Genomic DNA, 25,646 nt, shown 5'->3' with positions numbered 1-25,646 from the left:
CAACGATCCGCCTAGATCCGCCATGAACACCACCGCCTACATCGGCATCGGCGCCAATCTTGGCGACGCCCGCGCCAATGTGGAAGACGCCATCAATATGCTGCGCCAGCTGCCCGGCAGTACGCTGGCCGGCGTCTCCAGCCTGTACCTTACGGCGCCCATCGATTCCAGCGGAGACGACTACATCAATGCCGTCGCCCGTCTGCAAACCGCGCTGGAACCGGAAGCCCTGCTGCGCGCGCTGCAGGACATCGAACAAGCGCATGGCCGCCTGCGCCCTTACTACAACGCTCCGCGCACGCTGGACATGGACCTGCTGCTATACGGCGACCAGCTAATCAGCAGCCCCACGCTGACCGTGCCCCACCCGCGCCTGCACGAACGCGCCTTCGTCCTGGTGCCCCTGCTGGAAGTGGATGCGGCAGTCAAGCTACCGGGCCTGGGCAAAGCCGCCGACTACCTGCCGCGCGTTGCCGGCCAGACCATCACCAAGCTCCCGTCATGACTACATTCCTGCTGCTCTCCCTCTCGAACATCTTCATGACGATTGCCTGGTACTGGCATTTGAAGGGCGGCATGCACAAGCCGCTGTTTCAGGTCATCCTGATCAGCTGGGTCATCGCATTTGTGGAATACTGTCTGGCCGTCCCCGCCAACCGCTTCGGCTTCGCCAGTGGCTGGAGCGCCGGTCAGCTGAAAGTCACGCAGGAAGCCATCGCCCTGATCGTGTTCGGCATCTTCATGGTGACCGTGCTGGGCGAACCTGTGAGCTGGCGCCACGCGGGCGCCTTCGTCTGCATCATGGGCGCGGTGGGCTTCCTCTTCGTCGGCAAATAATCAGCCCAGGAAAGCCTGGAGCAGGCGGTTGAACGCCGCCGGGTGCGTAACATTCATGCCATGCGAAGCGCCGGCAATGGTGTGGGTCTGGGCGTCGCCGATCCACTCCGCGAGCCGCTCTACGTTATCGTGATACATGCGTGGGCTTTTCTGCCCAGCGACCAGCAAGGTCCGGCATTTCACATCAGCTGCTGCTTCACGCGAATAGGCAGGCAAGGGATCGCGGAACTGCTTTGGCAGCGTGGAGGCGTTATCGAGCGCCATGGTGCGGAACCCGGCAGGGCTCCTGCGCCAGATGCCGGGCAGGCTGACCGAGTCGACGAACAGCTCAAGTCCCGCCTCAATGGCACGGTTTTCAATCAGCGCGGAGACTTCCGCGCGCAGGATCTCGGTTTCAGACGGCAGAGAAGCCTGCACGGCGCCATCGATTTGCAGCGGGCCACCCGGATCTGCCAGCGTAAGCGATTTAACAAGTTGCGGATACTCGCGCGCCAGCTGGAACGCGACGCATCCGCCGCGCGAATGGCCCACCAGATGCACCGGCCCGACATCCATCGCGGCGATGAACTCCGCCAGTTCCGCCACATGGTTCTTCCAGCTGAATTCTCCCAGCGCGCGGCCGTCGCCACCTGGCCAGTAATGGCCAAGGCTCATCGAAACGCAGTAGAAATCTTTTGCGAGAACAGCAATCTGGCTGTTCCAGTAACGGAAGTCGCACAGCGAGCCGTGCACGAAGAACAGCGGCTCTCCCGCTCCGCTGGCCACATAGGGCACACGGATGCCGGATGCCAGTGTGGCAAAGTCCAGTTCCGGCGATGCGAAGATTGATGGATCGGTGCGTGCGTTCATGATTCGGCTCCTTTCCGATACTATGCCTGACGTGTTAGCCTAAGAAAATCGCATAATACTGAACGTTTCTATCTGTTTTTCTGATACTTATGAAAGCACTCGACCTGGATGTGCTGGCCATGATGGTGGCCGTAGCCGATACCGGCAACATCAGCCGCGCGGCGGAAGTCGTGCATCGTTCGCAATCGGCCGTGAGCATGCAGATCAAGACGCTCGAAACGGCGCTGGGCAAGCCGCTGTTCGTGCGCAGGCCGCGCAGCGTCACGCCGACCCAGGATGGCGAGGTTCTGCTGACCTACGCACGGCGTATGCTGGCGCTGCGCGACGAAGCGTGGGCCGCCGTGGTCCGTCCCGACATCACGGGCCGCGTAGTCATTGGCGTACCCGACGACTATGCCTATTCCCTGCTGCCGCCAATCCTGAAGAAGTTTTCCGCCACTTACCCGAAGGTGCAAATTCAGGTGGTGGGACTTCCGAGCGTGGCGCTGGCGCCGATGGTCAAAGATGGCTCGGTGGACCTGGTCTGCGCCACGCGCGTGAAGGGTCTTTCGGGAGAGTTCATCCGCTTCGAGCCGATGGTCTGGGCCGCAACGCCGAGCGCAAAAGATATCTGGAAAGAGCGTCCGCTGCCGATTGCCGTCTTCCTGCCGGGCAGCGTGGCGCGCGAAAACGCGATCCGCAGCCTGGAGAAGGCAAAGATCCCGTATCGCACGTCCTACGAAAGCCCCAGCCTGATGGGCTTACTCAGCATGGTGGAAGCGGGGCTCGCCGTGGCGCCGCTGGCGCGCTGCGCCGTTCCCAGTCATCTGGCCCTGCTCGGCCAGGCGCAGGGCCTTCCCGAAATCGATGCGCTGGAAGTGATCCTCGCGCGCAGCAATACGTCGAATCGGCCGCCATGCGACTTCCTTGCCGAAAAAATCATGTCGGAATTGCGGCGCTGACAAGCAGTTGAAATAAGCGCTTACAATACGCTTTTTTATTTCGAGGACATACCATGTCTGGTTATTTGCAAGGGAACGATATGGCTGGTTCGGCTCCGGCGCCTGCGCTGGGCGCCAGCGGCACGCCCGCTCCGACGAAGGCGGTGCCGACCAAGGCCGTGACGATTCCGTCGCTGAACGCGCTGCGCGCGGCCGGCGAAAAGATCACCATGCTGACCTGCTACGACGCGAGCTTCGCTTCGCTGATGGACAGCTGCGGCGTGGAAGTCCTGCTGATCGGCGACTCGCTGGGCATGGTGTGCAACGGCCACTCGTCCACGCTGCCGGTGACCGTGCAGGAAGTGGCGTATCACACGGCGGCTGTCGCCCGTGGCGCCAAGTCGGCCATGATCGTCGCCGATATGCCTTTTGGTTCGTACGGCTCGCCACAGCAAGCGTTCGACAACGCGGTCAAGCTGATGCAGGCCGGCGCGCATATGGTGAAGATCGAAGGCGGCGCCTGGGTTGCCGATACCGTGCGCTTCCTGGTGGATCGTTCCGTTCCGGTTTGCGCTCACCTGGGCCTGACCCCGCAGTCCGTGCATTCGCTGGGCGGCTACAAGGTGCAGGGCAAGACCGTGGAAAGCGCCGAGCTGCTGAAGGCGGACGCGCTGAAACTGCAAGCTTCCGGCGCTTCGCTGCTGGTGCTGGAGGCGATTCCGACTGCACTGGGCAAGGAGACTACTGAGCTGCTGGCGATTCCGACCATCGGCATCGGCGCGGGTCCGGACTGCTCCGGCCAGGTGCTGGTGATGCACGATATGCTGGGCGTGTTCCCGGGCCGCAAAGCGCGCTTCGTGAAGAACTTCATGGACGGCCAGACCACGATCGCGGCAGCGATCAGCGCCTACGTTGCGGCCGTGAAGAACGGCGGCTTCCCGGCGCTGGAACATTGCTTCTAAACAGGCACGGCGGATCGAAGATCGCCGTAGGGCGGGTCATTGACCCGCCGTTGCCACCTGACCGGCGACAACCTCAAATCTGAATCCAGGTCGTTTTCAGCTCGGTGTACTTGTCGAAGGCATGCAGCGATTTATCGCGGCCATTGCCTGATTGCTTGTAGCCGCCGAACGGCACGGTGATGTCGTCGCCATCGTACTGGTTGACGTGCACCGTGCCCGCCTTCAAAGCGCGGGCGGTTTTCACAGCCTTGCTCAAATCCGCAGTCCACACCGCCGCATGCAGGCCGTAGCTCGTGGCATTCGCCTGCTTCACCGCTTCATCCAGATCGGTAAAACCCAGCACGGACAGCACCGGTCCGAAAATCTCCTCCTGCGCAATCTTCATGCTGTTGTTGACGCGGTCGAACAGCGTTGGCTCGACGTAGAAGCCGCCGGTGCTGGCGCGCGCCGCATTGCCGCCAGCCAGCAGCTTGGCGCCTTCCGCCTTGCCGGATTCGATATAACCCATGACGGTTTTCATTTGCGTCGCATCGACAATCGCGCCCATCACCGTCTTCTCGTCCAGCGGATCGCCCGGCGCATAGTTCGGCACCATCTTCAGCGCCCGCGCCAGGAACTCTTCGCGAATCGATTCCTCAACGAACAGGCGTGACGGTGCGTTGCAGCTTTCGCCCTGGTTGAAGTAGATCGAACCAATAGCCGCCGACACCGCCGCGTCCAGATCCTGGCAATCGGCGCAAACGATATTGGCCGACTTGCCGCCCAATTCAGTCCAGGCCCGTTTTAAATTCGATTGCCCCGCCATCTGCACGATCTGCTTGCCAGTGCGCGTGGAGCCGGTGAAGCCGATGCAGTCCACATCCATATGCTGGGCCAGCGCGGCTCCCGCCTCATTGCCGAATCCCGGCAGCACATTCAATACACCGTGCGGAATGCCCGCTTCCATCGCCAGCTCGGCCATGCGCAACGCGGTCAGCGGCGATTTCTCCGATGGCTTGAGTACCACGCTATTCCCCGCCGCCAGTGCAGGCGCGATCTTCCATGCGGCCATCAGCATCGGGTAATTCCAGGGAACGATAGCCGCCACTACGCCCACAGGCTCACGCGTGATGAGCGCCAGACTGTTGGCGGGCGTGGGCGCGATCTCGCCGTAGATCTTGTCGATCGCTTCGCCATACCAGCGGATGCAGTTTGCGGCCAGGGGCACATCCACGGACAGGCTGTATTTGATTGGCTTGCCCATGTCCAGCGTTTCGAGCAGGGCTAGCTCCTCGATGTTTTGCATCATCAACTCGCCAAAGCGCATCAGGATCTTCTTGCGCTGCGCAGGGGCTTTGCGCGCCCAGCGCCCGTCCTCAAACGCGATGCGCGCTTTCGACACGGCCAGGTCAACATCCGAGCTGTCGCAGCGCGCAACCTGGGCAAGATAGCGTCCGTCGATCGGCGACAAGTTGTCGAACTTGCGGCCGGACACCGCCCAGCTGCGCTCACCATTGACGAAGGCGCGGCCATCGATACTCAGGCGAATGGCGCGATCGGCCCAGTTGATCTTCTCCATGCTCACTCCTTGATCCAGCCGAGCTGTTTGAATTCTTTATACGTCAGATCGAGGCAATGACGAATCAGCTCCACCATTTCGTCGATCTGCGGCCGCGTCATCACCAGCGGCGGCGCGATAATCATGCGGTCGCCCACGGCACGCATGATCATGCCGTTATCGAACATATGCTTGCGGCAAACCATGCCCGCGCTCAGCGCCGGATCGAACCACTCATGCTGGTGAACGGTGGCTCCCTTCTTGCGCACCAGATTCAGGCCAGCCACCAAGCCGCAGCTGTTGGCATAACCGACCACCGGATGGCTGCTCAGCGAGCCGAAACGGTCCGCCAGATAAGGTCCCGTGTCGTCCGCCACGCGCTGCACCAGATGTTCTTCTTCGACGATGCGGATCGACTCCAGTGCCGCCGCACAGGCCACCGGATGGCCGGAGTAGGTGAACCCATGATTGAATTCGCCGCCCTGCTCCACCAGCACTTTCGCGACGCGGTCGCCCACCAGCACACCGCCCAGCGGCACATAGCCCGAGGTCACGCCTTTGGCAAACGTGATCAGGTCCGGCTTGATGCCAAACAGTTCGGATGCAAACATGCGGCCCGTGCGGCCAAAGCCCGTAATCACCTCGTCCGCGATCAGCAGGATGCCGTATTTGTCGCAGATACGCTGGATCTCCGGCCAGTAGGTACGCGGAGGAATCACCACGCCCCCCGCGCCTTGAATCGGCTCGCCAATGAAGGCGCCGACGCGATCAGCGCCCAGTTCGAGGATCTTCTGCTCCAGCCAGGCCGCCGCGTGAATGCCGAATTGGTCCTCCGTCATGCCTTTACCAGCCGATACGTAATCCGGCTGGCCGATATGCACGATGCCCGGAATCGGTAATCCGCCCTGTGCGTGCATGCCGTCCATGCCGCCCAGCGACGCGCCGGCCATCGTACTGCCGTGATAGGCGTTGTGGCGGCTGATGATGATGTCGCGCTTCGGTTGCCCCATCAAATCCCAATAGCGGCGCACCATGCGCACATTGGTGTCGTTCGCCTCCGAGCCCGATCCGGTAAAGAACACGTGCTGAAAACCCGGCGGCGCAATCTCGGCAAGCTTGCAGGCCAGGGTCACGGCCGGCATATTGGTCGTGTTGAAGAAGCTGTTATAGAAAGGCAGCGTCTCCATCTGCTCATACACCGCCTTGGCAATGCTGGTGCGGCCGTACCCCACGTTCACGCACCACAGGCCGGACATGCCATCCAGGATTTTCTTGCCTTCAGAATCCCAAAGATAAATGCCGTCGCCGCGCACGATCACGCGCGCCCCCTTCTCGCCCAGCGCCTTGTGATCGGTGAAGGGATGCATATAGTGGGCGTGGTCCTTGGCCTGAATTTCAGCAGTTTCCATATCGCCCCCTTATCAAACGTGCAGCAGCAGGTGCTCGCGTTCCCATGGACTGATCACCGTCATGAACTCCTGGTGTTCCAGATCCTTGATCGCGGCATAGACATCGATGAAGCGCTCGCCCAATACGGCATGCAGCTTGGGCTCAGCGCGCAAGGCTTTCAGCGCTTCCGGCAAGCCTTGCGGCAGCTCGTACTTCATGTCGTAAGCGCTGCCGGTGGTGATGGGTGAGGGCTCCAGATGCTCGGTCATACCGAGATAGCCGCAGGCCAGAGTGACCGCCAGCGCCAGATACGGATTCGCATCGGCGCCGATGATGCGGTTCTCCACACGCCGGTCCTGCACGCTCGATTCCGGCACACGGAAGCCCACGGTGCGGTTGTCCATGCCCCACTGGATATTGATCGGCGCCGCCGTGTGGCGTACCAGACGCCGGTATGAGTTCACATATGGCGCAACGATGGCCATCGCGGAAGGCATGTAGTGCTGCAGGCCTCCAATGTATTGCTTGAACAGCGGCGACGGGGAACCGTCCTCATTGCTGAAGATATTCCAGCCCGTCTTTGCATCGACAACGCTCTGGTGGATATGCATCGCCGATCCCGGCTCGCCCGCCATCGGCTTGGCCATGAAGGTGGCGTACATATGATGCTTCAGCGCCGCTTCACGCAAGGTGCGCTTGAAGAAGAACACCTTGTCCGCAAGGCCCAGTGGCTCACCGTGCAGGAAATTGATCTCCATTTGTCCCGCACCGATTTCGTGAATCAGCGTTTCGACGTCGAGGCCCATCATGTCGCAGTAGTCGTAGATGTCCTCAAACAGCGGGTCGAATTCATTGACCGCGTCGATGCTGTAGACCTGGCGGCTGGTTTCGGCGCGGCCGCTGCGGCCAATCGGCGCCTTCAGCGGCAGATCGGGATCGGAGTTCTTGTCGGTCAGGTAGAACTCCAGTTCCGGCGCCACGATGGGCTTCCAGCCTTTTTCTTCATACAGCTTCAGCACGCGGCGCAGCACCGTACGCGGCGCAAAATCGACCAGGCGGCCATCGGAGAAGTAGCAATCGTGGATCACCTGCGCTGTAGGGTCGGCAGCCCAAGGCACCATCGTAATCGTGGTGGGATCGGCCTTCAGGATCATGTCGCGGTCGATCGACGATATCGCGCGGTCGTAGGCGTCGTCTTCCTGCGGCGTATTGCCCGTCACGGTCATGCCGAGCACCGCCTCCGGGATGCGCATGCCCCGTTCTTCCGTGAATTTGCCGCGCGGAAGAATCTTGCCGCGTGCGACACCGGTCAGGTCCGGCACCAGACATTCGATCTCCGTGACTCGTTTTTCATTGAGCCACTCATCCATGTCCGTGTATGTAAAGTTCTCGCGAATTGCCATAGCTTCCTCTCTAAAGTCATTTTGAAATTCTGGACTTACGCTGAGAAGACGCTAGGGGATACGGTCCCGGTGCACGCGGCAGGCCAGCCCGAATGCGCTGAACAATTTCATGGAGACAGCACTATCGGCAACACGCCATTCCGGATGCCATTGCACCGCAAGCGTGAAACCGGGCGCGGTGGAAATTGAGTAGGCTTCGATCAATCCGTCATCGGACCGCGCTTCCACTTGCAGGCCTGGCGCCGGCTTGTCGATGCCTTGCCCGTGCAGGGAGTTCACTTTGATTTCGTTATCGCCGTCGAGAATATGATGCAGCCGCCCCCCCTTTTCGAGGTTGACCCGATGTGCCGGCGCATATTGCTGCTCCAGCGACTGGAATTTGTTTTCACGATGATCAAACAGGCCATCCACCTGATGCAGCGCCTGATGCAATGTGCCGCCAAGCGCCACGTTCACTTCCTGGAAGCCGCGGCAAATCGCGAACAGCGGAATGCCTCTGTCTATGGCAGCGCGGATCAGCGGAATGGTCGTCGCATCGCGCGCCGCATCGAGCGGCAGCGATGGATCAAGCAGGTCCTGGCCATACAGGCTGGCGTGCACATTGGAAGGCGCACCGGTCAGCATCAGACCATCGGCTATCTTGAGTAGCGATTCGATGTCTGTATTGTCGGCCAGTGGCGGCACGAGCAGCGGCTGGCAGCGCGCACCCACAACGACCGCATCAACATATTTGTTTTGAGCGGCATAGTAGGGATGCGAGCCAATCTGGTGGCTGCAAGCGGGGACCAGTACGATGGGGCGGCGCATATTAATTAGTGTGATCTTAATATTTTGCAGTTTGATCATATGCTCAAATTGAAACATTCGCAACCGCGCGCCTCGGATCGTGCTCAGGGCACGATATTGACGTTCTCGCTATACTGGTGGGATTCACAAAAGGGGGCGACATGCTGACATTGAAAGATCCCACCCTGCTGCGACAGCAGGCCTACATTAATGGCCAATGGTGCGACGCCGATAATGGCGAAACCATTGCCGTCACCAATCCCGCCACTGGCGAAAAAATCGGCACCGTGCCGCGCATGGGCGAAGCGGAAACGCGCCGCGCCATTGAAGCCGCGAATGCCGCATGGCCGGCCTGGCGCAAGAAGACCGCGAAGGAACGTGCGGCCATCATGCGCAAGTGGAATGATCTGATGCTCGAAAACGCCGACGACCTGGCGTTGCTGATGACGGCCGAGCAAGGCAAACCGCTGGCCGAGTCCAAGGGCGAGATTACTTACGCGGCATCATTCATCGAATGGTTCGGCGAAGAAGCCAAGCGCATTGCCGGCGAAACGCTGCAGTCGCCATGGCCTGACCGCCGCATCGTTGTCACGCGCGAGCCGATTGGCGTGAGCGCCGCCATCACGCCGTGGAACTTCCCTTCTGCGATGATCACACGCAAGGCTGGTCCTGCGCTCGCCGCGGGCTGCCCGATGGTGCTGAAACCCGCGGAGCTGACGCCCTTCTCGGCGCTGGCGTTGGCCGTGCTGGCCGAACGCGCGGGCATTCCGCCTGGTGTGTTCAGCGTTGTCACGGGTGATCCCAAAGCCATCGGCAAGGAGATGACCGCCAACCCAATCGTGCGCAAACTGAGCTTCACCGGTTCCACTGCGGTGGGACGGCTGCTGATGGAGCAGTCTGCGCCAACGATCAAAAAGCTGTCGCTGGAACTGGGCGGCAATGCACCCTTCATCGTGTTCGACGATGCCGATCTGGACGCGGCGGTAGAAGGCGCAATCGCATCGAAGTACCGCAATACCGGCCAGACTTGCGTGTGCGCGAACCGCATCTATGTGCAGGACGGTATCTACGATGCTTTTGCGAAGAAGCTGGTGGAGGCTGTCGGTAAGCTGAAAGTCGGCAATGGCGTCGATCCGGGTGTGACGCAAGGTCCGCTGATCGAAGAGAAGGCCGTCAAGAAAGTCGAAGAGCACATTGCCGATGCGCTGGGCAAAGGCGCGCGGCTGCTGCTGGGCGGGAAACGCCATGAACTGGGCCATACCTTCTTCCAGCCGACCATTCTGGCGGATGTGCATTCGGATATGGAGCTGGCGCGCGAAGAGACGTTTGGTCCGCTGGCGCCGCTGTTCCGCTTCAAGACCGACGAGGAAGCGGTCACCCTGGCCAATTCCACCGAGTTTGGTCTGGCCGCCTACTTCTACTCGCGCGACATCGGCCGTATCTGGCGCGTTGCGGAAGGACTGGAAAGCGGCATGGTCGGCGTGAATACGGGCCTGATCTCGAACGAAATCGCGCCCTTCGGCGGCGTGAAGCAATCGGGCATCGGCCGCGAAGGCTCCACGCATGGCATGGACGATTACCTCGTCATCAAATACATCTGCATGGGGGGCATCGACCGCTAAGCTTCAGCCGTTGCGCGGGTGACCAGCAGAATCTGCTTGATCTCCGGCACGCAGGACCCGCAGTTGCCCCCTGCTTTCACGCAGGCGGTGACTTCGGCGGCGGTTTTCAGATCCTTGTCGCGGATCGCGTTGCAGATGGTGTTGCGGCCAACACCGAAGCAGGAGCACACCGTGGGACCGGCGTCGGCGCCCTTTTCGATCGCGCGGCCCGCCAGCGCACCTGCGCGGTCAGCCACGGTCAGTTGCTCCATCGCGAACAGGCTCGCAAGCCAGTTGCGCGCTGGCAGATCCGTGCGCGGGGAGATGAAGATGCATTGCGCGATACGGTCGTCGACCAGATGCACGGCGCGATACACGCCTTCGCTCTTGTCGGCGTATTCCAGCCAGTCGGCATCGTCATCGCTCACGCCAAGCAGCGCGCGGGCCCAGTGACCGAAATCTTCGATCGCATTGCGGCCAGCCAGTTCGTAGCGGGAGAAGTCTTTGCCCTGCGCGCGCGTCCAGTAGGCCATGCTGTCCAGGTTCAGCTCCGTGCGGCTGAGTACAAAGCCATGCCATTTCACGGGGAAGCGGTCGATACGCACCGGTGTGTGTTTGAATTCGGGCTCGCCGGAGATCGGATCGACCACGGGATTCACCAGCGCACCGACACGGGCGTCCGATGCCGTCTGGTCGTTCCAGTGAATCGGCACGAAAGCGCTGCCACGTGCGATACCGCCACCGTGACGTACACGCGCAATCATCGCGCCCCATTTGCTCGATACGCGGGCCAACTCGCCTTCCTTCACGCCGCATAGCAGCGCATCCTGCGGATGAATGTCGACGAAGGACTCGGGGATGTGGTCGGCCAGTTTCGGCGCGCGCCCGGTGCGGGTCATGGTGTGCCAGTGGTCGCGCACGCGGCCGGTGTTCAGCACGATAGGAAATTCTTCTTCCGGCGCATTCGCCGGCGCGCGCGGCGGCGTCGGCACGAAGCGCGCCTTGCCGTCGGGGTGCGAGAAGCGGCCGTCGGCAAATACACGTGCTGGCGCAGCGCGGCCGGGCACTACGGCGGCTGCTGGCCATTGCGTCGGAGGCAGACCATCGTAGCCCGCGGCGTCCAGCGCCGCGAGGCCGCCGATGTTGAAAGCGCGCGGCAGATCGCGCTCATTGTTGCGCCACGCACTCAAGGCGGCATGCTCGATGAAGATCTCGCGCGCGCTCGTGTACGCGAAGCCTTGGTAGCCCAGGCGCTGTGCGAATTGCGAAAGGATCTGCCAGTCGGGGCGAGCTTCGCCCGGTGCTGGCAGGAAGGCGCGCTGGCGGGAGATACGGCGTTCAGAATTGGTGACCGTGCCATCCTTTTCGCCCCAGGCCAGCGCGGGCAGCAGCACGTGGGCATGCGTGTTGGTGTCCGTCGCCAGCACCACGTCGGAGGAAATCACCAGCTCGCACTTCGATAAGGCGCGGCGTACCTGATCGGCGTTCGGCAGGCTGACCACAGGGTTCGTCGCGATCACCCATACCGCTTTCACACGGCCGCTTTCGATGGCGCTGAACAGATCCACCGCTTTCAGGCCAGGCGCGGAGGCGATGTTCGGCGAGCGCCAGAACGTCTGCACGGCATCGCGGTGTTCGCTTTTGTCGAGGTCAAGGTGCGCGGCCAGCATATTCGCCAGCCCTCCGACTTCGCGGCCGCCCATCGCGTTCGGCTGGCCGGTAATCGAGAACGGCCCCATGCCCGGCTTGCCGATACGGCCGCCGATCAGGTGGCAGTTGATGATGCTGTTGACCTTGTCCGTACCGGCGCCGGACTGGTTCACGCCCATCGAAAAACCGGTAATCACTTTCGCCGTCGCAGCGAAAGCTTCGTAGAAAGACATCAGATCCGCCAGATTCACACGGCACGCTTTCGCCACTTCTTCCGGCGTCAGCGAAGCGGCGGCCAGTGCGTCGGCCAGGCCGCTGGTGTGTTCGGCCACAAATTCCGGATCAGCGGCGCCGATGCGCGACAGATAGCTCAGCAGGCCATTGAACAGCCATACATCCGTGCCCGGCTTGACCGGGAGATGCAGATCGGCCAGTTCGCAGGTCGCGGTGCGGCGCGGGTCGATCACCACGATCTTCATTTCAGGACGCGCTTCTTTGGCCCGCGTCAGGCGCTGGAACAGGATCGGATGGCACCACGCGAGGTTGGAGCCGACCAGCACGACCATGTCGGCCAGTTCGAGATCATCGTAATTGACTGGCACCACATCTTCGCCAAATGCACGCTTGTGCCCTGCCACGGCGGAGGACATGCACAGGCGCGAGTTGGTGTCGATATTGGCCGTGCCGACATAGCCTTTCATCAGCTTGTTGGCGACGTAGTAATCTTCCGTCAGCAGCTGGCCGGATACGTATAAGGCCACGGAATCCGGGCCATGCTCATCCACGATCGCCTGCCATTTCGCGGCCACGTGATCAAGCGCCTCATCCCAGCCGGCCTGACGCAGCGCGCCATCGGCGCCGCGCATCATTGGATGCAGCAGACGGCCTTCCAGCCCGATCGTCTCGCCCAGTGCCGAGCCTTTCACGCACAGGCGGCCTGCATTGGCCGGATGCGCCGTATCGCCGGCGATGTCGAAACCGCCATCCGTGCGTGGCGTCGCCTTCACGCCGCAGCCAACGCCGCAATAGGCACAGGTAGTGCTGACCGACAGGTGTTCCTGGGAGAGATTCATGATGTCACGCAGCCTGGGCGCAAAGCGCCTCGCCAAACAAGAGGTGAGCGCGCATCGACGAAATGTCGGTGCGCTTCTGGATCAGGTCAAAGTACCAGGGGCCGTCCTGCACGTCGCCGTACAGCACCGCACCGGCGATGCGGTTGCCGTTCAGGACCAGGCGCTTGTACACGCCGCGTCGCGGATCGCGCAGTACGAGGTCTTCGCTGCCTTCGCCGCCAATGAAATCGCCGACCGAGTACAGGTCCACGCCGGTGACCTTCAGCCGTGTCGGCGATGCCTGTTGCACGTAGCGGCGATGGCCTGCGCCGGCAAGATGCGCGCCGCATACACGGGCCTGATCCCAGATCGGAGCAACGAGGCCGAAGGTCGCGCTACGGTGCTGCACGCACTCGCCCACGGCATACACGCGCGGGTCGTAGGTTTGCAACGTGTCGTCAACCACGATGGCGCGTTCGCAGTGCAGGCCTGCCGATTTCGCCAGCGCTATGTTGGGGCGCACGCCGGCTGTCATCACCACCAGATCGGCAGGGATTTCGCTGCCATCAGCGAACCGCACCGCGGTCACGCGATCCGGACCAATGATCCCGGTGGTTTGCGCGCCCAGCATGAAACGCAGGCCTTTGGCTTCCAGCGCCTTCTGCAGCAGCTGGGCGGCGGGCTTGTCGAGCTGCTGGTTCATCAGCGCGTCGGTGACGTGAACGACCGTTACGTCCATGCCCTGCCGCTGCAGGCCGTTGGCCGCTTCGAGGCCCAGCAGGCCGCCGCCGATAACGACAGCATGCTTGTGGTTGCGGGCGGCTTGCAGCATGTCTTCCACGTCCTGAATATCGCGGAAGGCCAGCACGCCGGGCAGCTCATGGCCAGGCACAGGAATGATGAACGGCTTGGAGCCGGTGGCGATCAGCAGGCGGTCGTAACGCACTTCGAGGCCGGAGCGCGCACGCACCAGGCGGCGCTTGCGGTCGATCTGCTCGACCGGGTCGCCCGCATGCAGCGTGATGCCGTTCTGCTGATACCACTCGCGGGTATGCAGCATGATGTCGTCCACCGTCTTTTCGCCCGCCAATACTGGCGAGAGAAGGATGCGGTTGTAGTTGCCGTGCGGTTCAGCGCCGAAGACCGTGATGTCGTACAGGTCAGGAGCCAGCTTGAGCAGCTCCTCGACCGTTCGCATCCCGGCCATGCCATTGCCGACGACGACCAGCGACGGCTTCATGCCCCGACCCAGACCTTTCCGCCATCGATGCGTGCAGGCCAGGTCGGCACGGAATGCTCCGGCGCTTCCAGGCATTCGCCCGTTTGCAGGTCGAAGTGGTGTTTGAAGATGGGCGACGCAACGACGATGCGCTCGCCCAGATTGCCGATCAGGCCACGCGACAGCACGGACGCTTCGGAATTCGGATCGTAATTGCCGATCGCGAAAACACGGGGCGCATCGCCGTCGTGCAGGTGGAACACAGCCACCTGCTCGCCGTTCAGCAGTGCGCAAACGCCGGTGTTAGGGACGATGTCATCGAGGCCGCAAACAGCGGTCCAGTTGCCGGTTTGGATGTCACGGTGCATTTTGGCTCTCCTTGGTTCGGCGGATCAATGATCCGCCCTACGCTACGACTTTGATTGGAATACGTTTTCGTTCCTCTACGGTGGCGGGACGGATCTGGCCGCGCTCCTCCATGAAGACAACGTTGCTGTCCTTGTCCGGGCTGTTGACGAAGTGGCGGAAGCGCGCGCGGGTTTCCGGATTCGTAACGGCTTCCTTCCACTCACAGGCATAGTTGTCGATTACGCGTTGCATGTCTTCTTCCATTTCAGCGTTCACGCCCAGCTTGTCGTTGATGACGACTTCCTTCAGGTAGTCCAGGCCACCTTCCAGATTCTCGCGCCAGGTGCTGGTGCGCTGCAGGCGATCAGCGGTGCGGCTGTAGAACATCAGGAAGCGGTCCACATACTTGACCAGCGTGTCCTTGTCCAGGTCCGAAGCCAGCAGCTCGGCATGGCGTGGCTTCATGCCGCCATTGCCGCACACGTACAGGTTCCAGCCTTTTTCGGTGGCGATGATGCCCACGTCCTTGCCCTGCGCTTCCGCGCACTCGCGGGTGCAGCCGGACACGCCGAACTTGATCTTGTGCGGCGTGCGCAAGCCTTTGTAGCGGTTCTCCAGTTCGATCGCCAGGCCGACGGAGTCGCCTACGCCGTAGCGGCACCAGGTCGAGCCGACGCAGGACTTCACGGTACGCAGGGATTTGCCGTAAGCGTGGCCGGTTTCGAAGCCGGCCGCGATCAGTTCTTCCCAGATCAGCGGCAGCTCTTCGACACGTGCGCCAAACAGGTCGACGCGCTGGCCGCCGGTGATCTTGGTGTACAGGCCGTATTTTTTGGCGACCATGCCGACAGCGATCAGGCCTTCCGGCGTCACTTCACCGCCCGGCATACGCGGCACCACGGAATAGGTACCATCCTTCTGAATATTGCCAAGGAAGTAGTCGTTCGAATCCTGCAGGCCGGCGTGCTCCTTCTTCAGCACGAAGTCGTTCCAGCAGGTGGCGAAGATGCTGGCCGCGAGCGGCTTGCAGACATCGCAGCCCAGGCCTTTGCCGTGGCGCGCGATCAGGTCTTCAAAAGTCTTGATCTGGCCAACGCGGATCAGGTGGAACAGTTCCTGGCGCGAGTGCGGGAAGTGTTCGCAGACGTGATTGTTCACGTCCATGCCCAGCTTCTTCATCTCGGCCTTCATGATCTGGGTCACCAGCGGCACACAGCCGCCGCAGGAAGTGCCGGCGCCGCAGCACTTCTTCAGCGCGCCGATGCTGGTGTTACCCGCTGCGACCGCGTCGCAAATCTGCCCTTTGGACACGTCGTTGCAGGAGCAGATTTGTGCCGATGCCGGCAAGGCATCCACACCGATACCCGGCTTTGCTGCGCCATCGGATTGCGGCAGGATCAGGAATTCCGGCGCTTCAGGCAGCTCGATCCGGTTCAGCATCATCTGCAGCAGCGTGCCGTATTCGGATGCGTCGCCAATCATCACGCCGCCCAGCAGGTATTTGCCGCAGTCGGAGACAACAATCTTCTTGTAAACCTGCTTGCGCTCATCGGTGAACTGATAGCTGCGGCAGCCTTCTGCCTTGGCATGCGGATCGCCGATGCTGGCGACATCCACGCCCATCAGCTTCAGTTTGGTGCTCATGTCGGCGCCGCTGAATTCAGCACTGGCGCCGCCCAGCATGTGTTTGGCGGCCACCCGGGCCATGTCGTAGCCCGGCGCAACCAGGCCGTAGATCATGCCATTCCACAGCGCGCATTCGCCGATGGCGTACACATTCGGGTCCGAGGTCAGGCACTGATTATTGATCGCGATACCGCCGCGTGGACCGACTTCCAGGCCGCACTCGCGCGCCAGCATGTCGCGTGGACGGATGCCTGCCGAGAAAACGATCATGTCGGTGTCCAGATGGCTGCCATCCGAGAAGTTCATGCGGTGCGTGCCATCTTCGCCGGCGGTGATCGCCAGCGTGTTCTTGCCCGTGTGGACGGTCACGCCCAGGTCCTCGATCTTGCTGCGCAGGACGCGCCCACCACCATCGTCAACCTGCACCGCCATCAGGCGCGGAGCAAATTCGACCACGTGCGTTTCGAGGTCCATATCGCGTAGCGCCTTGGCGCACTCCAGGCCAAGCAGGCCGCCGCCGATCACTACGCCGGTCCTGGCGCGCTTGCCGCATTCCAGCATGGCTTCCAGGTCTTCGATGGTACGGTAGACGAAGCAGTCCTTACGGTCCTTGCCCTCAACCGGCGGCACGAAGGGGAAGGAGCCTGTCGCCATCACCAGCTTGTCATACGACAGAACTTCGCCGGTGTTGACGGTGACTTCGCGTGCGGCGAGATCGATGGAGGTAGCGCGGGCATTCAGGCGCAGCACGATGTCGTCGCGCTCGAAGAAGCCCGGCTTTACCAGCGACAGGTCGTCCGCGCTTTTGCCGGAAAAGAATTCGGACAGGTGCACTCGGTCGTAGGCGGGACGCGGCTCTTCGCACAGCACGGTGACTTCCAGCCCGGTCGCGCCGGAATCCGCCAGCGATTCGAGGAATTTATGGCCAACCATGCCGTGGCCGATAACGACGATCTTCATACTGCTGCTCCTGCGAGTGCGTGTTCTTTGTTGGTGGCCGAACTGAAGCGGGCGGCGATGGCACACAGCGCCGATACTGCGACGAGAATGCCGAGAATGCTCAGCGTCTGCTGCGTGTTGCCGACGCCTTTCAGCAGGAAGCCCGCCAGAACAGCGCCCACATTGCCGCCCGCGCCGATGATGCCGGCCACGCCGCCCAGTGCGCGCTTGTCGATGAAGGGCACCAGCGCATAAGTCGCGCCGCAAGCCATGTGGGTGAACAGGCCGAAGGTCAGCATGGCAATCACGGCGACCATCACGGTATCGGTATGCGAGAACCACAGCAGGCCTGCGCCTTCGCCGAGCATCATCACGAACAGCAGATTGACGCGGGCATTCAGGCTACCGACGCGCGCGGCCTTATCGGACAGCCAGCCGCCCAGTGCACGGGCAAACAGCGCCAGCAGGCCGAAGCTGCCCGCGGCCATGCCGGCCTGGCTGAGGGACAGCTTGAAGTTGTCCACGTAATAGGTTGCTGCGATGTTGTGAATGAAGATCTCTACGCCGAAGCACGCGCCGTAGGTTACGAACAGCATCCACACGCGGTAGTTTTTCGCGGCCAGCTTGAAGCTCGCCCAGCCGCCTTTTTTACCGCTCTCGATCTCAACGCCGGCAGCACGCAGCTCAGCATAATTACCATCAGGGCAGTCCTGGGTGAAGCGGTAGTAGACGAAGGCCATGATCAGCATCAGCACGCCCGGTACCACCAGGGCAGCGCGCCAGCCTGCGGTTTCGCTCACGCCCAGCATGATCATGGCGGCCATGATCAGCGGCATGGTGGACTGCACCACGCCACCGCCGGCGTTGCCCCAGCCAGCGGAAGCCGCGTTGGCAGTGCCGACCACATTCGGCGCGAACATCACCGAGGTGTGGTACTGCGTGATCACGAAACTGGCACCTACCGCGCCAATCAGCAGGCGGAAGAACAGGAAGCTTTCGTATGTTTGCGCAGCGGCCACGCCCAGCACGGGAATCGCACCCAGCAGCAGCAGGCCGGTGTAGGTCTTGCGCGGGCCGAAGCGGTCGCACATCGGACCGATGATCAGGCGCACGACGATGGTGATCGCAACGGCAGCGATATTGATGTTGGCGATTTGCGCCGGCGTCAGGCCGAATTCACCTTTGATGACCGGCATCAGAGGAGCACAGGCGAACCATGCGAAGAAGCACACGAAGAAGGCCATCCAGGTCAGGTGGAAGGCACGCATCTGCGGGCTGCTGATGGAGAACAGTTTGATGCTGGTAGCTTTGCTGGCCATTTTTTGATCCCGTCTAGAAAACAAAAAAGCGTCCGCGCAGCCTCGACTTGCACAAGCCTGGATGCGCGGACGCCGTTGTCCTGTTGCCGACCCGCCGTTAGGCCAGCGTTTTAAATGGGAGGATCGCCATTGACCCTATGCCTACGTTATTGCAAGAGCTGTGCCAGCTTGCTCTCAGAGGGAAGGACCCTGATTTTGAGGTCCCGGATGATAGTTTGCGGTGCAATCGCGCCCGAAAATGGTGCAGCGCACTATCGTACGGCGGCACTCAGCGCGGTTTTCACCATGTCGTCAATTTCCGTGGTGATGTTGGACAGTACCCCGGCCACGACCGCAAATTCGCGGCCTGCGTGACCCGCTCGCGCCGCGATCACGCGGGCGTTGAAGGACACCATCTTGGCCTGGCGCGCGATGGTTTCGATGTCCGTAATCACGCCGCGCAGCTGCTTTTTCATCTGGACGGCGTGTTTCTTGGACTGCTCTTCATAGATGGCCGTGATCTGATTCAGCACCGCCAGCACCGGCGTGGTGATCTCGACCAGCTCCGCCAGCAGCGCCGCCGCTTCGCTCCGGCCGCGCTCCGCCGCGTCCAGCGTGCGTTCGGCCAGTTCCACAAAACGCGCGATCTGGGACGCGCCATCCAGCTTGCCGTAATAGGCCTGCTCCAGCTCAGAGCAGAATATGCCGGGCAGGGTATCGCTGCCGCTGAGTAGCACCGTATGCGCGTTGCGGAACAGGGCAAGCGCCTCGCGCGCCGTTTCCGCTGCCTGGAACTGGCCTTGTGCCGCCAGCACGGCATACAGCACGAGACGCTGCGAGGTGAAGCGCCTGCGCCCGGAAAGATTAATCAATGCGCCGAAAACTTCGCCCGATAAGGGTGTAGCCGGTGCGTCCGTCATGGTTGGCTCCCATAGTTATTGGCGGATCGCGAAGGACGCGGCATAGCGCGCCGGGTCTTCGCCATCCCAAATGGTCCCGTCCATCAGCACCGAACGGCGCAGCGCTGTGGCGGGTACGGGCGTCTCCGTGATTTCTGCCGCCTCTCTGTACAGGGCGGTCTGGTGAATCTGTGTCGCGATCGCGTGATAGTCGGGATCGCCCTTCAGCAAGCCCCAGCGGCGGTGCTGAGTCATGAACCACATGCCATCCGAAAGATAGGGGAAGTTGGCGTCGCCGTTCTGGTGGAAGGCCATGCTGTGCGGGTCCTCCCAATGCTTGCCCATGCCGTCGTCGTAATGGCCCAGGATGCGCTGCCAGATCACGTCCTTGCCCGTGTTGACATAAGGGACCGCGGAAATGATCTCGGCCATCGCCATGCGGTTTTCCGGGCTGGCGTCGATCCAGCGGCTGGCTTCCAGCACGGCCGCGATCAGAGCGCGGCTGGTGTTCGGGTGGGCGCGCACGAAGTCGGCGGAGGCAGCCAGCACTTTTTCCGGGTGATCGGGCCAGATCTGCTGGCTGGTCGCGATGGTGACGCCTACGCCATCCATCACGGCGCGGTGGTTCCACGGCTCGCCGGCGCAGTAGCCGTCCATATGGCCTGCCGCCAGATTGGTTGCCATCTGGGCCGGCGGCACGGTGACGGTGCGGGCATCCTTCAGCGGATGCATACCGTGCGCAGCAAGCCAGTAATACAGCCACATGGCGTGGGTGCCCGTCGGGAAAGTTTGTGCGAACGTAAAGCGGCGATCTTCGCTGCGCATCAGCTGCGCCAGCGAGGAGCCGTCCTTCGCGCCCTGGTCGAACAGGCGGCGCGACAGGGTAATGGCCTGGCCGTTTCGGTTCAAATTCATCAGGATGGCCATATCGCGGTGCGCAGCGCCGATGCCGAGCTGGGTGCCATATACGAGGCCATACAGCGCGTGGGCGGCATCCAGCTCGCCGGTCAGCAGCTTGTCGCGCACGCCCGCCCACGAGGTTTCCTTGCTCAATTCGATGCGGATGCCGTGCTTGCGGTCCAGCCCCAGCACAGACGCCATCACCACCGAAGCGCAATCGGTGAGCGGGTTGAAACCTATCCTGACTCGTTCTTTCTCGATCTGCATGCTTTACTCCGGCCGGGTTTTGCACCAAAAACGTGCATCAACCCAGCAAATCCTCCACATCCAGGATGCGCTGGGCAATGTCGGCCAGCTTCAGGTTCTTGTTCATCGCCATGGTGCGCAGCTTCTGGTAGGCCTGGTCTTCGCTCATGCCGTGCTTCGACATCAGCAGGCCCTTGGCGCGGTCGATGATTTTGCGCTCGGCCAGTTTGTGGCGGGTGTCTTCCAGTTCGTTCAGCAGCTTTTGCTCGCGCTTGAAGCGCATCATTGCCACCTTCAGCACCGGCTTGATGCGCTCCGGTTGCAGGCCCGCCACCACATAGGAGCAGACGCCGGCGGCCATGGCGGCCTCCATGGAGGAGGGATCGTCGTCTTCGGTGAACATGACGATGGGACGCCGCTCATCGCGGGTGGCGATGACGATGTGTTCGAGCACGTCGCGCGCGTCGGATTCGGCGTCGACGATGATCATGTCGGGCTGCAGCTGGGCGATCTGCTCGGGCAGATGGATGTCGGCGGCCAGCGAGGCAATCACCTCGTAGCCCGCCTCCACCATGCCCGTGTGCAGGGCGTGCGCACGCTCGGATGCATCATTTTCGTGCGGCGGGTGGACCAGGACTATGCGTAAATTGCGGCTCATGCCCTAACTGAGCAAGAACCGCGCCAACTACTTTTGCATGCCCCAGCGGCGGACCGTGTGACGCTCGATGGTGGAGAAGACAAGATTCTCGACCGCGAGGCCGATCAGGATGACGGCGGCGAGGCCGGCGAAGACTTTGTCGGTGTAGAGTTCATTCCGGTTCTGAAAGATGTACCAGCCAAGACCGCCCTGCCCCGATGCGGCGCCAAACACCAGTTCCGCGGCAATCAGCGTGCGCCAGGCGAAGGCCCAGCCGATTTTCAGTCCGGACAAGATGGCGGGCAGCGCGGCGGGGACCAGGATGTCGAAGACGAAGAACAGTCCTTTGAGGCCGTAATTGCGGCCCGCCATGCGCAGGGTTTCGGGCACGGAACGGAAGCCGGCGTAGGTGGACAGCGCGAGCGGCCACAGCACGGCATGTACGATCACGAAAATCAGGCTGGCCTTGCCGAGTCCAAACCACAGCATGGCCAGCGGCAGCAGCGCGATGGCGGGCAAGGGATTGAACATGGCGACGCAGGTTTCGAGCAGATCGCGGCCGATGCGGGTCAGCACGGCCAGCGCCGTGAGCAGCAGCGCGGCGGCAATGCCGGCGGCGTAGCCTTGTGCCAGGACGTTCAGCGAGGCGGCCACGCGCTGCAGCAGCTCGCCGGTGACGAGGCCTTGCGCGAAGGTGCTGGACGTTTGCAGGAACCCGGGCAGCAGCAGGTCGTTGTTGGTCCAGCGCGCCGCCAGCTCCCAGATCACAGCCAGTGCGGCGAGCAGGAACCCCTTGCGCACGGCGGCCTGGGCGAGCCAGTCGCGCCAGCGTTGAGGATTGCGCAGGCGGCGCTCTGCGGCGGCGTGGCCCGCCTGGCGGGCCGGTGGCGCGTCCAGCGTGGCGTAGGTCGCGAACGCGGCGGATGGCAGCGCGTCGGGACCGGTGGCTGCGACAGGCAGAATGTACTCGGGCCGGATCAAAGGGTCGATGGCGCGGCTCACAGGGCAATCCTTTCTGCGCCGTGGTCCTGCAGCGGCGCGGTTGTTTGATCGAACAGCAGGTCGTGGATGCGCTGCACGGCCGCCTGGAATTCCGTACTGCCTACGCTGTGCAGGTCGAACTGGTGCGAGTTCAGTTCAGCGCGCACGCGGCCGGGATGCGGCGACAGCAGCAGGATGCGGTTGCCGACGATAAGCGCTTCTTCGATTGAGTGCGTCACGAACAGCAGCGTGAAACGTTCTTCCTCCCACAGCTGCCCCAGCTCTTCCTGCATATTGCGGCGCGTAAGCGCATCCAATGCCGCAAAGGGTTCGTCCATCAGCAGCACACGCGCACGCATCGCCAGCGCGCGGGCGATGGCTACGCGCTGCTTCATGCCGCCAGAGAGCGTGTGCGGATAGGCGCCGGCGAATTTCTCCAGGCCGATGCGGGCGATCCAGTGCAGGGCAAGTTCCCGCGCTTCCTTGCGCGGCAGGCGTTTGGCGCGCAGGAGCGGAAACATCACATTCTGCAGCACGGTCTTCCACGGCGGCAGCTGGTCGAATTCCTGGAAGACGGCGATGCGATCGGGACCCGGTGTGGTGATGGGCGCTCCATCGATGGAGAAGCGGCCGGCTGCCGGTGCGAGGAAGCCACCGGCCGCGCGCAGCAGGGAAGATTTGCCGCAGCCGGAAGGACCGAGCAGGACAAACCGGTCGCCCTCGTGCACATCGAACGAGACGTCCTGCGCGGCGCGTACCGTGCGCTGGCCATCGCGGTATTCGAGGGTCACGTCTTCAGCGCGCAATAGCGGTGTGGAACGAACGAGATGCAGGGCTTGCGTCATCCTAGCCTCCCTGGCCGATGGCCGGATCATCGAAGAAGTAATCGCGCCAGGATTCCGGTTTGTTCTTGATGGCGCCAACCCGATGCATGAACTGTGCAAGTGTCAGTGTGTTCTGCGGCGAGATTTTGAACTGCACTTCCGGGTTACGGAAGATCTTCACCAGAATGGCGCGATCGACTTTGCTCTTGTTGGTGCGCAGGTAAATGTCCGCAGCGCCTTCCGGATTTTTCGCCGCATAGTCGGCCGCTTCGGCCAGCGCCGCCGTAAATGCGCGGTAGGTTTTGGGGTTCTCTTTGCGGAATTTTTCGGTCGCATACAACACGGTGGAAGAAGACGGGCCGCCCTGCACTTCATAGGAACTCAGCACGATGCGTGCATTCGGATTCTGCGCCAGCTCCTGCTCCTGGAATGGCGGACTGCCAAAGTGGCCGCTGATTTCCGTGCCGCCCGCGATGATGGCGGCTGCCGCATCCGGATGTGGCAGGGTTTGCGTGATCTTGTCGAGGCGGGCGAAGTCCTTGTCGCCCCACTGTTTGGCGACGGCCATTTGCAGGATGCGCGCCTGCACGGAGACGGTAACGGCAGGCAGGCCGATGCGGTCCTTGTCCGTGAAATCGGCCAGCGTTTTTACCCTAGGATTATTGGTGACGAGGTAATAAGGGAAGCTGCCCAACGCCGCCACGCCGCGTACGTTCTGGCGGTCTTTGGTGCGGTCCCAGATCGTCAGCAACGGTCCAACGCCGGCACCCGCGATATCGACGACGTTGGACAGCAGCGCGTCATTCACGGCAGCGCCACCGGAGAGCTGTGTCCACTCGACTTTGACGTCTACGCCTTGCTCCTTGCCGTGCTTTTCGATCAGTTTCTGATCCTGGGCGATGTTCAGCAGCAGATAGGTCACGCCATATTGTTCTGCGATGCGGATGCGGCCCTCTGCATAGGCGGTACCGCCATACAGTGCCAGCGATGCCGCCAGCGCGGCGGCAAACGAAATCTTCATAACAGCTCCTTAAAACGGGACATCGCCCTCGATGGTGGTGCGGTACATCTTGCGCCGCTGGCCTTCCGGCACCGTCGTCGCGAGATGCATCAATGCGCGGTTGTCCCAGAACACCAGATCGTGCGGCTGCCATTGATGGCGGTAGAGATGTTCAGGCTTCACGCTATGGGCGAACAACTCCTCCAGCAACGCCTTGCTTTCATCTTCGGGAAAGCCGACGATGCGTGTCGTGAAATGCTCGCTGACGAACAGCGCACGACGGCCCGTTTCGGGATGCACGCGGGCGACTGGATGGATCACGGGCTTCACTTCGTCGATCTGGGCCTGCGTCAGATTGGGGCGCCATGGGCTGCGCTGTTGCAGCTCTCCATATTTGGCGATGTAACTGTGTTCGGCACGTGCGCCGCGAATCGCGTGGCGCAGCGCGGCAGGCAAGGTTTCGTAGGCCAGGTGCATATTGGCGAACAGCGTATCGCCGCCCTCCTCCGGCAATTCCTGCGCGTGCAGCATGGAGCCCAGGCTGGGGCGCTCTTTGTACGAAAGGTCGGAGTGCCAGAAATGTCCGGCGTCGCCCAGCCCGACCGGCTTGCCATGCTCCACGATGTTCGAGACGACCAGCACTTCCGGATGAGCGGCCAGGGCGAAATTGCGCAGCACATGAATCTGCAGCGGCCCAAAGCGGCGGCTGAACTCAATCTGCTGGCCCGGCGTGATGCGCTGATGGCGGAATACCAGCACATGATGGTCAAGATGTGCAGCGTGAATACGGGCGAAATCCACGTCGCTGACGGGAAGCGACAAATCCAGCCCGACGACTTCTGCGCCCAGCGGCGCGTCGAAGATGCGGACATCAAAGCGCTGGCGCGCCACAGGCAGTTCGGAGAGGACGGCTGACATGGTGTGCGGTATTGAGCTGATCGGAAACCCAGTCTAGGCCGCAACGCCGTGCATTAAAACGAATGCTTTTTACTATGGATATGCGAATTTAGTGCAAGGACCACTTCGCGCCGAAGCGCAGTTCGAGGATGCTGGCGCCGTCGTTGGCGTGGCGCAGGGCCATGCCGAGGGCGGGGCCGTTCCGCAATTGCCACAGCAAGCCGGCCAGCACACTGCGCGTGTTGACGCCGCCGGTGCGCTCGATGCCCGCCTCCAGTGCCGGCCGCACGCGCCAGCTGTCCGGTCCTTCCAGCACCACGCCTGCGTAACGTGAAAGCTGACCGGCACGGTTGCGGGTGGCGGTGAGGGTCAGGTGGCCGGTGCCGGCTGCCACGCGGTGCGAGACGATGCCGGAGCAGCCAGCACCGGCGCCATCCTCCCCGCGCAGGGCAGGAGCGAGCAGACCGCATTCCAGCGCAACGCTGGCGCCTTGTTCATCCTGCAGGCTGCCACGGCGGAGCAGGTGTTTGAAGGACAGCACGATATCGTCCACTGTGACATGATGTTCTTCCTGCGGCGCGTGGGCATGGTGGGCGAAGCGGCCACCGAAAGAGACTTCGGTGTCGTCATCGGGGCCGTAGGTGAAAGTCAGCGCCGGCAGCGATTGGGTGTGCACGCCATGCCTGTGATGGCGGTTCAGGGCAGTGTCGATTTCCAGCACGCCAGCGCCAGCAACGGCTGCATCACCGCCATCGAAGGGACGATAGGCGTGGGCGATGGGACACAGGACACACGTCAGCAGCATGGTGGAAAATATCGTTCGCATCTGCGGCCCGCGGGAGTGGC

General features: G+C 62.2%; 23 protein-coding genes. 5 read left to right on the top strand and 18 right to left on the bottom strand.

The annotated features are described in order from the left end of the window. The first annotated feature begins 22 nt into the window (after window positions 1-22). Both folK and AB4Z19_RS12510 read left to right on the top strand, forming a co-directional pair. A complete protein-coding gene (gene folK / locus AB4Z19_RS12515) occupies window positions 23-505 on the top strand; it encodes a 2-amino-4-hydroxy-6-hydroxymethyldihydropteridine diphosphokinase (protein WP_442022696.1) in 483 nt (160 codons plus the stop codon). Further along, entirely contained in the window at window positions 502-837 is a 336-nt protein-coding gene (locus AB4Z19_RS12510; protein WP_442022695.1) for a DMT family protein, read from the top strand. Before folK ends, AB4Z19_RS12510 begins: the two co-directional genes overlap by 4 nt. Here the strand turns inward: AB4Z19_RS12510 and AB4Z19_RS12505 are convergent, their stop codons facing one another. After that, window positions 838-1,686, bottom strand: a complete 849-nt coding sequence (locus AB4Z19_RS12505) for an alpha/beta fold hydrolase (protein WP_442022694.1) — start codon at window positions 1,684-1,686, stop codon at window positions 838-840. Window positions 1,687-1,775: 89 nt separating this feature from the next. Here AB4Z19_RS12505 and AB4Z19_RS12500 point away from each other — a divergent pair, with 89 nt between their 5' ends. Next, window positions 1,776-2,627, top strand: coding sequence for a LysR family transcriptional regulator (locus tag AB4Z19_RS12500; RefSeq protein ID WP_442022693.1), 852 nt, complete (start codon window positions 1,776-1,778; stop codon window positions 2,625-2,627). Window positions 2,628-2,680: 53 nt separating this feature from the next. Further along, window positions 2,681-3,568, top strand: a complete 888-nt coding sequence (gene panB / locus AB4Z19_RS12495) for a 3-methyl-2-oxobutanoate hydroxymethyltransferase (RefSeq protein WP_442022692.1) — start codon at window positions 2,681-2,683, stop codon at window positions 3,566-3,568. 73 nt (window positions 3,569-3,641) lie between these two features. On the opposite strand, the gene AB4Z19_RS12490 is transcribed toward panB, so the two are convergent. The 4 genes from AB4Z19_RS12490 to AB4Z19_RS12475 are packed head-to-tail and all read right to left on the bottom strand — an operon-like array spanning window position 3,642 to window position 8,743. After that, window positions 3,642-5,126 carry an aldehyde dehydrogenase gene (locus AB4Z19_RS12490; protein WP_442022691.1) on the bottom strand — a complete coding sequence of 495 codons (1,485 nt, stop codon included), beginning with the start codon at window positions 5,124-5,126 and terminating at the stop codon, window positions 3,642-3,644. Between the two features lie 2 nt (window positions 5,127-5,128). After that, window positions 5,129-6,514 (bottom strand): aspartate aminotransferase family protein, encoded by a 1,386-nt coding sequence (locus AB4Z19_RS12485; protein WP_442022690.1) that lies wholly within the window; start codon window positions 6,512-6,514, stop codon window positions 5,129-5,131. Window positions 6,515-6,526: 12 nt separating this feature from the next. Then, window positions 6,527-7,897, bottom strand: coding sequence for a glutamine synthetase family protein (locus AB4Z19_RS12480; RefSeq protein ID WP_442022689.1), 1,371 nt, complete (start codon window positions 7,895-7,897; stop codon window positions 6,527-6,529). A 51-nt stretch (window positions 7,898-7,948) separates the two neighbouring features. After that, window positions 7,949-8,743 (bottom strand): gamma-glutamyl-gamma-aminobutyrate hydrolase family protein, encoded by a 795-nt coding sequence (locus tag AB4Z19_RS12475; RefSeq protein WP_442022688.1) that lies wholly within the window; start codon window positions 8,741-8,743, stop codon window positions 7,949-7,951. A gap of 101 nt (window positions 8,744-8,844) precedes the next feature. Here AB4Z19_RS12475 and gabD point away from each other — a divergent pair, with 101 nt between their 5' ends. After that, window positions 8,845-10,305: an NADP-dependent succinate-semialdehyde dehydrogenase gene (gene gabD, locus AB4Z19_RS12470; RefSeq protein WP_442035352.1), complete on the top strand. Its 1,461-nt coding sequence runs from the start codon at window positions 8,845-8,847 to the stop codon at window positions 10,303-10,305. Here the strand turns inward: gabD and AB4Z19_RS12465 are convergent. The 13 genes from AB4Z19_RS12465 to AB4Z19_RS12405 all read right to left on the bottom strand — a co-directional run bounded on the left by AB4Z19_RS12465 (window position 10,302) and on the right by AB4Z19_RS12405 (window position 25,605). Further along, window positions 10,302-13,007, bottom strand: a complete 2,706-nt coding sequence (locus AB4Z19_RS12465; protein WP_442022686.1) for a molybdopterin-dependent oxidoreductase — start codon at window positions 13,005-13,007, stop codon at window positions 10,302-10,304. The genes gabD and AB4Z19_RS12465 overlap by 4 nt on opposite strands. Before the next feature lie 4 nt (window positions 13,008-13,011). Further along, window positions 13,012-14,226: an NAD(P)/FAD-dependent oxidoreductase gene (locus AB4Z19_RS12460; protein ID WP_442035351.1), complete on the bottom strand. Its 1,215-nt coding sequence runs from the start codon at window positions 14,224-14,226 to the stop codon at window positions 13,012-13,014. After that, window positions 14,223-14,573, bottom strand: a complete 351-nt coding sequence (gene nirD, locus AB4Z19_RS12455) for a nitrite reductase small subunit NirD (protein WP_442022684.1) — start codon at window positions 14,571-14,573, stop codon at window positions 14,223-14,225. Before nirD ends, AB4Z19_RS12460 begins: the two co-directional genes overlap by 4 nt. A gap of 37 nt (window positions 14,574-14,610) precedes the next feature. Continuing rightward, complete coding sequence (gene nirB, locus AB4Z19_RS12450; protein ID WP_442022683.1) at window positions 14,611-17,139, bottom strand: nitrite reductase large subunit NirB; 2,529 nt, start codon at window positions 17,137-17,139, stop codon at window positions 14,611-14,613. Further along, entirely contained in the window at window positions 17,136-18,437 is a 1,302-nt protein-coding gene (locus AB4Z19_RS12445; RefSeq protein WP_442035350.1) for a NarK family nitrate/nitrite MFS transporter, read from the bottom strand. The genes nirB and AB4Z19_RS12445 overlap by 4 nt, the downstream gene beginning before the upstream one ends. 251 nt (window positions 18,438-18,688) lie before the next feature. Continuing rightward, window positions 18,689-19,336, bottom strand: coding sequence for a methyl-accepting chemotaxis protein (locus AB4Z19_RS12440; protein WP_442035349.1), 648 nt, complete (start codon window positions 19,334-19,336; stop codon window positions 18,689-18,691). A 15-nt stretch (window positions 19,337-19,351) separates the two neighbouring features. Further along, window positions 19,352-20,482, bottom strand: coding sequence for a CmpA/NrtA family ABC transporter substrate-binding protein (locus AB4Z19_RS12435; RefSeq protein ID WP_442023020.1), 1,131 nt, complete (start codon window positions 20,480-20,482; stop codon window positions 19,352-19,354). Window positions 20,483-20,519: 37 nt separating this feature from the next. Continuing rightward, window positions 20,520-21,119, bottom strand: coding sequence for an ANTAR domain-containing response regulator (locus AB4Z19_RS12430; protein ID WP_442023021.1), 600 nt, complete (start codon window positions 21,117-21,119; stop codon window positions 20,520-20,522). Between the two features lie 27 nt (window positions 21,120-21,146). Then, window positions 21,147-22,100 carry an ABC transporter permease gene (locus AB4Z19_RS12425; RefSeq protein WP_442023022.1) on the bottom strand — a complete coding sequence of 318 codons (954 nt, stop codon included), beginning with the start codon at window positions 22,098-22,100 and terminating at the stop codon, window positions 21,147-21,149. Then, a complete protein-coding gene (locus tag AB4Z19_RS12420; protein ID WP_442023023.1) occupies window positions 22,097-22,924 on the bottom strand; it encodes an ABC transporter ATP-binding protein in 828 nt (275 codons plus the stop codon). Before AB4Z19_RS12420 ends, AB4Z19_RS12425 begins: the two co-directional genes overlap by 4 nt. A 1-nt stretch (window position 22,925) precedes the next feature. Beyond that, a complete protein-coding gene (locus AB4Z19_RS12415; RefSeq protein WP_442023024.1) occupies window positions 22,926-23,924 on the bottom strand; it encodes an ABC transporter substrate-binding protein in 999 nt (332 codons plus the stop codon). 9 nt (window positions 23,925-23,933) lie between these two features. Beyond that, on the bottom strand, window positions 23,934-24,821 hold the full coding sequence (locus tag AB4Z19_RS12410) for a TauD/TfdA dioxygenase family protein (protein ID WP_442023025.1): 888 nt from the start codon (window positions 24,819-24,821) through the stop codon (window positions 23,934-23,936). Window positions 24,822-24,909: 88 nt separating this feature from the next. After that, window positions 24,910-25,605: a hypothetical protein gene (locus AB4Z19_RS12405; RefSeq protein ID WP_442023026.1), complete on the bottom strand. Its 696-nt coding sequence runs from the start codon at window positions 25,603-25,605 to the stop codon at window positions 24,910-24,912. Between the last annotated feature and the right edge of the window lie 41 nt (window positions 25,606-25,646).

This window comes from Pseudoduganella sp. RAF19, assembly GCF_052114165.1.
Classification (GTDB): domain Bacteria; phylum Pseudomonadota; class Gammaproteobacteria; order Burkholderiales; family Burkholderiaceae_D; genus Rugamonas.
The sequence above is the reverse complement of the archived record's forward strand: the minus strand, read 5'-3'. Positions and strand labels throughout refer to the sequence as shown.